This window comes from Blautia glucerasea (assembly GCF_013304385.1).
Lineage (GTDB): Bacteria > Bacillota > Clostridia > Lachnospirales > Lachnospiraceae > Blautia_A > Blautia_A ammoniilytica.
The window spans coordinates 1-2,090 of record NZ_JAAITU010000103.1 but is presented as its reverse complement, the minus strand read 5'-3'; the positions used below and the strand labels follow the sequence as shown (position 1 = coordinate 2,090).

Here is a 2,090-nt window from a genome sequence, read left to right as displayed (position 1 = left end):
GCTAAAGCTACTCCCTCCACCTGCCGAGCAGGTGGTTTATTTTTCTGCCATACAATGAAAAGCAGCCGATATTCTCATTTTATAAATCATGAGATACCGGCTGCAACTGCTGTTATAAAATATTTAGTCCAATAAAACTCCCTCTATTTGTATTTTTTAGAAAAGATTTGCACGTCTAACTCATCACTGAAATAACGAGAATGCGACGCACAATTATTCAAGTCGTTGAGTCACTCTTGAAAGTAAAACCGTATTACACTTGTAAAAAAGGTCTGCCGCTTCTGCACTCAGATTTTTTAGCAAGTGTAATATTCTACATATTCCTGAACTCTCCTTATGGAGTAACATATCACTGATATGGACAAACAGATACCTTTCGACGATCAATCAGTCTATTAATTGTTTTTAGTAGCAACATCAAATTGAATCAATTTCTTTATATAACTTTATTAATTGCCTAAGCAAATTTTCATATTCTTTTATTGTCTCATCCGAGTCAGACTCTTTTACTATATCCTTGTCATTTCGTAGATTAGAAATTTCAAATGGGTATTGGTTCAATAATTTGATTGTTTCTTTGCAATTTGGGATTAATTGATTTCTTTTATTATATGGAATCGCATTTATGCGCTCTCTTAAATTATGCCGCAGATTGTATGCAAGCCAGTCTGCCGTATCAAAAAAAGCACGATATTCATGTCCATATGCTTTCTCAAGATTTCCTTTGATATAAGAATAGTAATCGTATCCTTCCGGCACTTTTTTGGTTGTGCTAGCAAAAATCCTTACAATATGATCATATGCATCCCGGTGCTCTTTTAATGGCTGAATCAATGCATCCCCATTTTCTGATATTTCTTCGGCTGTAAGTAGATAAATTTTGGTTTTTTGATGTAATTGATATATCTTTTTCCACAACAGTCCAATCTCATCGTTTTGCATTAGATTAAAAACATTTTGTTCAGCCATTTAAAATACCCCGCTATTGAATTAATGAATTTTTAACTTTGACTCCTTTTCCCTCATTACCAGAAACGATTTTTCATCTAGAATACGGTCACCAAAAATCCGCCAGGATCCACGTCGCTTTATTCGGTACGCTTTAATAGTGGAGATTTGTCCGTTTTCACAGTTTCTTGAAAAATTTTTCCTATATTTAAAAGTTTCTACTATCCCCCATAGAGTTCCTGCAACTATAAAAAAAAGAAGTACTGCTACAGCTTCAATCATAATTATTCTCCTTATCATCCCAGTTGCATGCATCGTCACAATCGGACTGCATCCCAAGGTCTTTTGGTTCAATCACATTTCTTACACTACTACCTGCACTATATTTTTCTCTTCTGTAAATTATGCTAAGATGAACAAATATTTCTCTGTAAAGTAACAAAAGAATAAATCCAACAAATATACAGGATAGTAATATAACTCCTTTCCTAGATGCCACAGATTGCAATTGTGGATTTCCAAGGAAGCAAACTGCTGAAATCAAATCAATCAATGCAAGCCAAAACGTAATTCCCTGCAATAAATTCACTTGAAATACCTGTTTTTTCTTTGCAATCGAACACCCAGCATCATACATATTGTTAATTGCCTGCAATAATATCGTAATATAAAATGGTTTTATATCTGTCATGCTAAACTCTTCCTCCAATAATCCGAAAGTTTCTATACAAACAAATAGAGTTTTATCTATAAAAGCCCCAAATACCATTGTCAACGAATTTTTCGTATATTTATATTTTTACCGTCTCATAACCAACTCTCTCACTTCGAACATGTAGCAAAAAATCTATCATACCAGATAAGGAATGTCAAAACTGTCCAGATTTTACGGCTGTTATCTGCCTTTTTCTCTTTGTGCTCTTTCAGAAGTAAAAGAAGCTTATCTGTATGAAAAAACTCTTCTGCTTCTTTCGAGGTAAATAACTCCTTTACCATCTGATACCAGTCATCCTGCCGCAGCCACACACGGATTGGAATTGGAAAACCAAGTTTCTTACGTTCATCGGTTTCCTGTGGTATGAATTGAGAAACAGCTTTACGGAAAATATATTTGGTTGTACCCGCTGCAATCTTGGCTTCTT

4 protein-coding genes are annotated in these 2,090 nt (G+C 34.5%); all 4 read right to left on the bottom strand.

The features are described 5' to 3' along the window. Positions 1–417: 417 nt before the first annotated feature. Positions 418–969 carry a hypothetical protein gene (locus G5B11_RS18515; protein ID WP_022387878.1) on the bottom strand — a complete coding sequence of 184 codons (552 nt, stop codon included), beginning with the start codon at positions 967–969 and terminating at the stop codon, positions 418–420. Between the two features lie 21 nt (positions 970–990). Further along, positions 991–1,230: a hypothetical protein gene (locus tag G5B11_RS18510; protein WP_005423104.1), complete on the bottom strand. Its 240-nt coding sequence runs from the start codon at positions 1,228–1,230 to the stop codon at positions 991–993. Continuing rightward, positions 1,223–1,639, bottom strand: coding sequence for a hypothetical protein (locus tag G5B11_RS18505; protein WP_022387879.1), 417 nt, complete (start codon positions 1,637–1,639; stop codon positions 1,223–1,225). The genes G5B11_RS18510 and G5B11_RS18505 overlap by 8 nt, the downstream gene beginning before the upstream one ends. Before the next feature lie 131 nt (positions 1,640–1,770). Further along, on the bottom strand, positions 1,771–2,090 hold a 320-nt coding region (locus G5B11_RS18500), incomplete at its 5' end, for an asparagine synthase-related protein (protein ID WP_244093082.1).